This is a genomic window from Pseudomonas sp. LABIM340 (assembly GCF_040017195.2).
Classification (GTDB): Bacteria; Pseudomonadota; Gammaproteobacteria; order Pseudomonadales; family Pseudomonadaceae; genus Pseudomonas.
Genome location: NZ_CM200227.1, coordinates 2,778,823 through 2,787,875 on the forward strand (window position 1 = coordinate 2,778,823; position 9,053 = coordinate 2,787,875).

The window sequence follows — 9,053 nt, forward strand, 5'->3', positions numbered from 1 at the left end:
GTGCCGGAAGCCAATCGCGGACGCAGTCCGCTCCTACGCCAAGGTCATGCTGCTGCGGGGATCAGAGGAACATCCCGCCCGAAGCCTCCACGCGCTGGCCGTTGATCCAGCGGCCGCCGTCGGAGAGCAGGGTGGCGATCACCGCGCCGATGTCGTCCGGCAGGCCGACGCGACCCAGGGCGGTGTTGCTGGCGATCTGCTGGTTCAGCTCGGCGTTGTCGCGCACCTGGCCGCCGCCGAAGTCGGTCTCGATGGCGCCCGGAGCGAGGATGTTCACGGCGATGCCGCGTGCGCCCAGTTCCTTCGCCTGATACTTGGTCAGGGTCTCCATGGCGCCCTTCATGGTTGCGTAGGCGGCGTAGCCGGGCAGCGAGAAGCGCGTCAGGCCGCTGGAGACATTGAGGATGCGGCCGCCGTCGGCGATCAGCGGCAGCAGCTTCTGGGTCAGGAAGAACGGACCCTTGAGCTGGATGTTCATCAGTTGGTCGAACATTTCCTCGCTGGTCTCGGCGAAGCTGGCGTAGAGGCCGATGCCCGCGTTGTTCACCAGGAAATCGAAATGCTGCCGGCCGAAGGTGTCGCCCAGGGTGGCGCGGATCTGTTCGGCGAAGGCCGCGAAGCTGGCGCTGTCGGCCACGTCCAGTTGCAGCATCACCGCGCGACCGCCGTGCTGCTCGATCTCGGTGGCGACGGCGTGGGCCTCGTCAGCCTGGCTACGGTAGGTGCCGATGATGTCGACGCCGGCAGCGGCGAGGTGCAGGGCGGTGTTGCGGCCAAGGCCACGGCTGGCGCCGGTGATGAGAGCGATCTTGCGGGTCATGGCGAAGCTCCTGTGCTGGTTTGGAGAGCAGGTGGGATTGAGGGAAAGCTTATTGTTCGATTGGATGGTGATAAACCGGCGTGAATCGGAAATACTGGTCGACATTGCCGAACAATAAGCCGTGCATTCCACAGTGAGCCGCCCATGATCCGCCCCGACCTGCTGCGCACCTTCGTCCGCGTCACCGAGCTGGCCAGCTTTACCCAGGCCGGCGAGCAGCTCGGCCTGCCGCGCTCCACCGTGTCCGAGCACATCCAGGCGCTGGAGGAATTGCTCGGTACGCGCCTGCTGCAACGCACGACAAGGCGCGTCACCGCAACCCAGGACGGCCTGGTGCTCTACGAGCGCAGCAAGGACATGCTGGCCCAATTGGACGAGTTGCAGGGCCTGTTCCGACAGGACGACGAAGCCCTCGGCGGCCGTCTGCGGGTGGACATGCCGACGGTCATGGCGCGCAAGCTGGTGATGCCGCGCCTCGGCGAATTCCTTGCGCGGCACCCGGCGCTGGAGCTGGAGGTGAGCTGCACTGACCGCCGCGTCGACCTGGTGCGCGAGGGCTTCGATTGCGTGGTGCGGGTCGGCTCGGTGAACGATCCGTCAGTGGTGGCGCGCACGCTCGGGCAGTTCCCGCAGGTGACCTGCGCGAGCCCGTCCTATCTCGCCGAGCACGGCGTGCCGCAGTCGCTGGACGACCTCGCTGGACACCAGCTGATCCACTACGTGACGGTGCTGGGCGCGCGGCCGCCGGGCTTCGAGTACCTGCATCAGGGCGAGGTGCGTTACGTACCGATGGGCGGAGCGCTGTCGGTGAACAACGCCGAGGCCTACGAAAGCGCGGCCATGGGCGGACTGGGGATCATCCAGGTGCCGATCCATGGCGTGCTGGACGATTTGGAAGCGGGGCGGCTGGTGGCGATGCTGGAGCACATCCCGTTGCCGCCCATGGAAATCTCCCTGCTCTACGCCCATCGCCGACTGCCGCAGCGGGTGCGGGTGTTCATGCAATGGCTGACGCAGTTGCTGGGCGAGCCCGGTGTGCTGGGTACGCCCATGATTCCCAGGTCTTGATCGCCAGGCCTCAGCTGGCCCAGTCGGAATTCAGGATTACCTCGCAGAAGTTGCCGCGCACGAAGTCGGCGTCCTTCATCGCCAGCACGTCGGCCTTGACGTTGCCGAAGGTGCTTTCCGGCTTGGCTTTGATGCCGTCGTAGAAGGCCTGCAGGATGTCCTGCTTGAACTGCCCGCCGCGCGGATGGGCGGCGACCACGGCGTCACGCTGGGCGTCGCTGAACTGCGGGTAGGCGATGCCCAGTACGTCCATTTCCACCCCGGCGGTGACCAGGGCGATCTCCGGCTTCATGTGCTGCGGGATGCCGGGTGTGGTGTGCAGGGCGATGGCGGTCCACACCGTATCGATATCGCTCTCGGCGATGCCGTGGCTGCGCAGGAACTGGGCGGCGCAGTCGGCGCCGTCCACTTCGAAGCGTTCGCACTGGCTGCAGTAACGCGGCATCAGGCCCATGTCGTGGAACATCGCGCCGGCGTAGAGCAACTCGGCGTCGAACTTCAGCTCCTTGCGTGCGCCGGTCAGCGCGCCCCAGTAGTAGACGCGCGAGGAATGGTGGAAGAGCAGCGGGGTGGCGTTGTCGCGGACCATCTCGGTGATGGCCTTGGCAAGGCTGCTGTCGGGGACTTTGACGCCGTTCAGATCGAGGCTCATGGCGGGCTCCGGGGCTGGATTCCAAGGCGCGATGCGGGATGCGTCGCGCTCTGGTGCATTGGAAATCCGCAGCCTTCACGCGACAACGAGGGCAAGGGAGCGAATCCGGACAGCCATGCATCCTTTGCTGCCAGCACTCCGTGAACCTTCGAAATCGAACTCCACTGTAGGAGCGGGCCATGCGCGCGATCGCGGGCATGGCCCGCTCCTACAGTGGGCGCCGATGCTGGGCGAAGATCGTAGGGCGTATAACGCGCCAGCGTTATCCGCCGCCAGGCAATCGGCGGATAACCCGTTCCGGATTATGCGCCCTACGGTCCTGCCGTTCGGAAGCCACGGCGCGGGGCGTGGGCTCTAGACGAACTGCGCCGCCGCGTAGCCCGAGGCCCAGGCCCACTGGAAGTTGAAGCCGCCCAGGTGGCCGGTGACGTCCAGCACTTCGCCGACGAAGTACAGGCCGGGGGATTTCAGCGATTCCAGGGTCTTGGACGACACCTCGCGGGTGTCGACGCCGCCCAGGGTGACTTCCGCCGTGCGGTAGCCTTCGGTGCCGGCCGGCACCAGTTGCCAGTCGCCCAGGCGCTCGGCGATCGCCTTCAGCTCGGCCGGGGTGTACTGCTTCATCGGCTTGGAGACGAACCATTGCTCGGCCAGCAGGCCGGCCATCTTCTTGGTGAACAGTTCGCCCAGCAGCGTCTTCAGCTCGCTGTTGGGGCGCTCGCGCTGTTGCTCGACGAGCCAGACGGGCAGGTCGATGCGCGGCAGCAGGTCGATGCTGATGGTGTCGCCGGGCTGCCAGTAGGAGGAAATCTGCAGGATCGCCGGGCCACTGAGGCCGCGGTGGGTGAACAGGATGTTCTCGACGAAGCTCTGGCCGTTGCAGCTGACCCGGCAGTCCTCCACCGAAGTGCCGGACAGCTCGCTGCACAGCGCCTTGAGCTGCGGATCGGTAATGGTGAAGGGCACCAGCCCGGCGCGGGTCGGCAGCACGCTGTGGCCGAACTGGCGGGCGATCTGGTAGCCGAAGCCGGTGGCGCCGAGGGTCGGGATGGACAGGCCGCCGGTGGCGATCACCAGGGACTCGCAGCGCACCAGGCCGAGGCTGGTCTGCAACTGGTAGCCGCCTTCGTCGAGACGGGCAATCTCGCTCACCGAGGTGTCCAGGCGCAGGTCGACGCCCACCTGCTCGCACTCATCCAGCAGCAGGCCGAGGATGTCGCTGGACTTGTTATCGCAGAACAGCTGGCCGAGTTTCTTCTCGTGGTAGGGCACGCCGTGCTTGGCCACCAGGGCGATGAAGTCCCACTGGGTGAAACGTGCCAGCGCGGACTTGCAGAAGTGCGGGTTCTGCGAGAGGAAGTTGACCGGCTCGCAGTACATGTTGGTGAAGTTGCAGCGCCCGCCGCCGGACATGAGGATCTTCTTGCCGGCCTTGTTGGCGTGGTCGATCAGCAGGACCTGACGACCGCGCGCGGCGGCGCTCATGGCACACATCAGTCCCGCGGCGCCGGCGCCGATGATGATGACCTGGGATGTGAGCACGGTGGGTTCCTCGTGGACGAGCGCCTGGGCGACGCAAAAGCCGAGCATCTTACCCCAAGGGCGGCCGCGCCGGCTGCCCGTGCCCGACCGCGCGTCGATTGCGCATCGGTCGCACAGCTACCGCGAAGGCAGGCTTCCCGACCGGCGCCGGGCACGTCGGGATATCCCCGCGACGCTTTTGTCCGGATAATGCCGGCCAGTTCGCTTTCTACTTTTTCGTGGTAATGCCCGCATGGAAATCAAGGTCAATTTTCTCGACAACCTCCGACTCGAAGCCAAGTTCGACGACTTCACGGTGATTGCCGACCAGCCCATTCGCTACAAGGGCGACGGTTCGGCGCCGGGGCCGTTCGACTACTTCCTGGCTTCCTCGGCGCTGTGCGCGGCTTACTTCGTCAAGCTCTACTGCCAGACCCGCGACATCCCCACGGACAATATCCGCCTGTCGCAGAACAACATCGTCGACCCGGAGAACCGCTACAAGCAGATCTTCAAGATCCAGGTCGAGCTGCCGGCGGACATCTCCGAAAAGGACCGCCAGGGCATCCTGCGCTCCATCGACCGCTGCACGGTGAAGAAGGTGGTGCAGACCGGCCCGGACTTCGTCATCGAGGAAGTGGAAAACCTCGACGCCGACGCCCAGGCGCTGCTGATGCCGAGCACCGCCGCCGGCGCCAGCACCTATATCCAGGGCAAGGACCTGCCGCTGGAGCAGACCATCGCCAACATGTCGGAAATCCTCGCCGGCCTGGGCATGAAGATCGAGATCGCCTCGTGGCGCAACATCGTGCCCAATGTCTGGTCGCTGCACATCCGCGACGCGCAGTCGCCGATGTGCTTCACCAACGGCAAGGGCGCCACCAAGGAGAGCGCGCTGGCCTCGGCGCTGGGCGAGTTCATCGAGCGGCTGAACTGCAACTTCTTCTACAACGACCAGTACTGGGGCGAGGAGATCGCCAACGCGCCGTTCGTGCATTACCCCGACGAGCGCTGGTTCAAGCCGGGCGCGAAAGACGAGCTGCCGGAAGAAATCCTCGACGAGCACTGCCTGGAAATCTTCAACCCGGACGGTGAGCTGCGCGGCTCGCACCTCTACGACACCAACTCGGGCAACACCGAGCGCGGCATCTGCTCGCTGCCGTTCGTGCGCCAGTCCGACGGCGAGACGGTGTACTTTCCGTCCAACCTGATTGAGAACCTCTACCTCTCCAACGGCATGAGCGCCGGTAACACCCTGGCCGAAGCCCAGGTGCAGTGCCTGTCGGAAATCTTCGAGCGCGCCGTGAAGCGCGAAATCCTCGAGGACGAACTGGCGCTGCCGGACGTGCCGCAGGACGTACTGGCCAAGTACCCGGGCATCGTCGCCGGCATCAAGGGCCTGGAGGAGCAGGGCTTCCCGGTACTGGTCAAGGATGCGTCGCTGGGCGGCGAGTTCCCGGTGATGTGCGTGACCCTGATGAACCCGCGCACCGGCGGCGTGTTCGCCTCCTTCGGTGCGCACCCCAGCTTCGAAGTAGCGCTGGAGCGCAGCCTCACCGAGCTGCTCCAGGGGCGCAGCTTCGAGGGCCTCAACGACCTGCCGCGGCCGACCTTCGAAAGCCAGGCGCTGACCGAGCCGAACAACTTCGTCGAGCACTTCATCGACTCCAGCGGCGTGGTGTCGTGGCGCTTCTTCAGCGCCAAGGCCGATTACGACTTCGTCGAGTGGGACTTCTCCGGCCACGGTGACGATTCCAACGTGCAGGAAGCGCAGACCCTGTTCGGCATCCTCGAGGAGCAGGGCAAGGAGGTCTACATGGCGGTGTACGAGCACCTGGGCGCCACCGCCTGCCGCATCCTGGTGCCGGGCTATTCGGAAATCTATCCGGTGGAAGATCTCATCTGGGACAACACCAACAAGGCCCTGGCGTTCCGCGCCGACATCCTCAACCTGCACAGTCTCAACATCGTCCGCCTCAAGTCGCTGCTCAAGCGCCTGGAAGCCTGCGAGGTGGACGAGTACACCGACATCACCACGCTGATCGGCATCGAGTTCGACGACAACACGGTCTGGGGCCAGTTGACCATCCTCGAGCTCAAGCTGCTGATCAACCTCGTGGCGAAGCGCTTCGAGACGGCCAAGGAACTGGTGGAGATGTACCTCCAGTACAACGACAACACCGTCGAGCGCGGGCTGTTCTACCAGGCGCTCAGCGCAGCGCTGGAGGTACACCTGGACGAGGAGCTGGAGATGGCTGACTTCGAGGCCAACTTCCGCCGCATGTTCGGCAACGAGCGCATGGACGCGGTACTCGGCTCGCTGGACGGCAGCGTGCGTTTCTACGGCCTGACGCCGACCAGCACCAGGCTGGAGGGCCTCGACAAGCACCTGCGCCTGATCGACAGCTACAAGAAGCTGCACCAGGCACGGGCCAGGGCGGTAGCGGGGCGCTGATCCGACAAAGTCGATTTCGCGTTGTCAGCGAGTCCGTAGGGCGAATAACGCGCAGCGTTATCCGCCGCGGAGCAAACGGCGGATAACCCGTTCCGGGTTATGCGCCCTACGGAACTGCACGGACAGGGCACCTTCGGGTGCCCTTTTTCATGTCTGGCAATTGGGTTGGCAGTCCTGCATGCCGCTCGACCGGTCGTCCGGTGAAGCGTGAAAGTCCGCCTAGACTTGTCGATTCCGTCGTCGCCCACGCGACCAAGCTGCATGCCGGTCAAGCCGACCGCGCGAGAATCAGGAGATTCACCATGTCCAGCCTGCAACGCGTCACCCCCTGCCTGTGGTTCGACGGCAAGGCCGAGGAAGCAGCCGAGTTCTATGTCGCCATCTTCCCCAACTCGCGGATCGTCCAGACCGCCTATTACCCCGAGGCCGAGAAGGACCGCCACGGCGGCGAGCCCGGCTCGGTGCTGACGGTGGAGTTCGTGCTGGACGGCCAGACCTTCATCGCGCTGAACGGTGGGCCGACCTTCAATTTCACCGAGGCGCTGTCGCTGCAGGTGATGTGCGACAGCCAGAAGGAGATCGACCACTTCTGGGACAAGCTCGGCGCCGGCGGCCCGGAGGAAGCGCAGGTCTGCGGGTGGCTGAAGGATCGCTACGGGGTGTCCTGGCAGATCTGCCCGCGCCACGTCGGCGACATGGTCGCCGATCCGAACCCGGCCAAGGCCAGCCGCACGCTGCAGGCGGTGATGGGCATGAAGAAGCTGGACATGGCCGCCATCGAGCGCGCTCACGCCGGCAACTGATTCCCACAGGTAGAGGAGGGCGCGTGGCATGTTCAGCCATATCACCGTTGGCACCAACGACCTGCCGCGCGCCATCGACTTCTACGGCAGGGTACTCGGTGCGCTGGGGATCGTCCTCAAGGCGCATCGCCACGCGCCTGAGCGCGCGATCTTCGCCCACCCGGACAGCGACGTGGTGTTCTGCGTCTATGAGCCCATCGACGGCCAGCCGGCCAGCATCGGCAACGGCAGCCTGGTGGCCTTCGAGGCGCACACGCGGCATCAGGTTGACAGCTTCCATGCCCGCGCCTTGCAACTGGGCGGCGTCGACGAGGGGCCGCCCGGCCTGCGCCTGAACTATTCGCCGACATACTACGGTGCCTACGTACGTGACCTGGACGGCAACAAGCTGTGTTGCGTCTGTCATCTGGAAGAGTGAGTGGCTGCGGCAGAAATTTCGAACCCGCCGGCTCGCCGCTCCGTCCAACTCCCTGAGCGTCGCAGTCACCGGGTACGCACCGATTGCCCGACTGCGGCACCGCCAAGCGGCGAGGGTGCGCTCGCCGGACAGGGAGAATCTGCGATGGTCACTCATTACAAGGTCAAGGGGCACCTGGCCTGCGGGCATGCGGGCAAGCACCTGGAATCCACCACCGAGCTGAACCGGGTGAAATGCCGGAGCTGCCGCAACACCGAGGTCTACAAGGAAGCCCGCCGTGATGCGCGCAACGCCGCGCGCCGCGCCCAGCGCAAGGCTCGCGCCGCCGCCGTGCACAACGACTGGCGCAGCTTCTGGGAGAAACGCCTGGCCGCCATGCCGGGCAGCCAGCGCCTGCCTCGCGGCTTTCACGAGCAGCCTTGCGTGGGAGCCGCCCTGGCCGCTGCTGCCTGAGCCGGGTCTGAGGGAGGTCGGGGCTGTTGACGCTCAAGAGCCGGATGCATGTCCGAGCAATCCGCTCGGGAAAGTCGTGCTAGCATCTGCCCCGGCCCCGAATCCTCCTGCGGCGCTGGCAATCCGCCAGCGCCGCCATCCCTCACAGAAGGACCCAAGCAATGGCTCAAGTTACCCTCAAGGGCAACCCGGTTTCCGTCGACGGCAAGCTGCCGCAGAAAGGCGAGCAGGCTCCGGCCCTGTCGCTGGTCGCCGGCAACCTGTCCGACGTCACCCTGGAAACCTACGCCGGCAAGCGCAAGGTGCTGAACATCTTCCCCAGCGTCGACACCCCGACCTGCGCCACCTCCGTGCGCAAGTTCAACGCTGAAGCCAGCAAGCTGGCCAACACCGTGGTGCTGTGCGTCTCCGCCGACCTGCCGTTCGCCCAGGCGCGCTTCTGCGGCGCCGAAGGCCTGGAGAACGTGGTGAACCTGTCCACCCTGCGTGGCCGCGAGTTCCTCGCCAACTACGGCGTAGCCATCGCCGACGGCCCGCTGGCCGGCCTGGCTGCCCGCGCTGTCGTGGTGCTGGACGAGCAGAACAAGGTGCTGCACAGCGAGCTGGTAGGCGAGATTGCCGACGAGCCGAACTACGCCGCCGCCATCGCCGCCCTGGCCTGATGGAAGGATCGGGCCAGTCCGTCAGGACTGGCCCCAGTGGCGCGGAACCTCCCGCGCCATTTCCGGGTCGCAATGCCCCGGTAATTCGTAACTCCCGGTAAATCAAAGGTAAATAGCGGGTAAAGAGACTTTGCCTGCGGCCATGCTGTGCTTATCGTTCAGCCTCGGTATTCTCACTTCTTTGCGCCAAGCCCCCTTTTC

At 65.4% G+C, this 9,053-nt stretch carries 9 protein-coding genes; 6 read left to right on the top strand and 3 right to left on the bottom strand.

The window, feature by feature from the left end; all coding sequences use genetic code 11:
- Positions 1 to 61: 61 nt before the first annotated feature.
- Positions 62 to 820, bottom strand: a complete 759-nt coding sequence (locus ABKS89_RS12990; RefSeq protein WP_348589252.1) for an SDR family NAD(P)-dependent oxidoreductase — start codon at positions 818 to 820, stop codon at positions 62 to 64.
- 144 nt (positions 821 to 964) lie between these two features.
- On the opposite strand from ABKS89_RS12990, the gene ABKS89_RS12995 reads away from it, so the two are divergent.
- A complete protein-coding gene (locus ABKS89_RS12995; RefSeq protein WP_348589251.1) occupies positions 965 to 1,888 on the top strand; it encodes a LysR family transcriptional regulator in 924 nt (307 codons plus the stop codon).
- A 10-nt stretch (positions 1,889 to 1,898) separates the two neighbouring features.
- On the opposite strand, the gene ABKS89_RS13000 is transcribed toward ABKS89_RS12995, so the two are convergent.
- Both ABKS89_RS13000 and ABKS89_RS13005 read right to left on the bottom strand, forming a co-directional pair.
- Complete coding sequence (locus ABKS89_RS13000) at positions 1,899 to 2,540, bottom strand: HD domain-containing protein (protein WP_348589250.1); 642 nt, start codon at positions 2,538 to 2,540, stop codon at positions 1,899 to 1,901.
- A 354-nt stretch (positions 2,541 to 2,894) separates the two neighbouring features.
- Complete coding sequence (locus ABKS89_RS13005; protein ID WP_518301045.1) at positions 2,895 to 4,034, bottom strand: aminoacetone oxidase family FAD-binding enzyme; 1,140 nt, start codon at positions 4,032 to 4,034, stop codon at positions 2,895 to 2,897.
- A gap of 280 nt (positions 4,035 to 4,314) precedes the next feature.
- Here ABKS89_RS13005 and ABKS89_RS13010 point away from each other — a divergent pair, with 280 nt between their 5' ends.
- The 5 genes from ABKS89_RS13010 (at position 4,315) to tpx (ending at position 8,852) form a co-directional block, all read left to right on the top strand.
- Positions 4,315 to 6,516, top strand: a complete 2,202-nt coding sequence (locus ABKS89_RS13010) for an OsmC domain/YcaO domain-containing protein (protein WP_348589248.1) — start codon at positions 4,315 to 4,317, stop codon at positions 6,514 to 6,516.
- A 302-nt stretch (positions 6,517 to 6,818) separates the two neighbouring features.
- A complete protein-coding gene (locus tag ABKS89_RS13015) occupies positions 6,819 to 7,319 on the top strand; it encodes a VOC family protein (RefSeq protein WP_138216555.1) in 501 nt (166 codons plus the stop codon).
- A gap of 28 nt (positions 7,320 to 7,347) precedes the next feature.
- Positions 7,348 to 7,737, top strand: coding sequence for a VOC family protein (locus ABKS89_RS13020; protein WP_348589247.1), 390 nt, complete (start codon positions 7,348 to 7,350; stop codon positions 7,735 to 7,737).
- A 144-nt stretch (positions 7,738 to 7,881) separates the two neighbouring features.
- A complete protein-coding gene (locus tag ABKS89_RS13025; RefSeq protein WP_348589246.1) occupies positions 7,882 to 8,190 on the top strand; it encodes a hypothetical protein in 309 nt (102 codons plus the stop codon).
- Positions 8,191 to 8,351: 161 nt separating this feature from the next.
- Positions 8,352 to 8,852 carry a thiol peroxidase gene (gene tpx / locus ABKS89_RS13030; protein WP_081516774.1) on the top strand — a complete coding sequence of 167 codons (501 nt, stop codon included), beginning with the start codon at positions 8,352 to 8,354 and terminating at the stop codon, positions 8,850 to 8,852.
- Positions 8,853 to 9,053 lie beyond the last annotated feature (201 nt).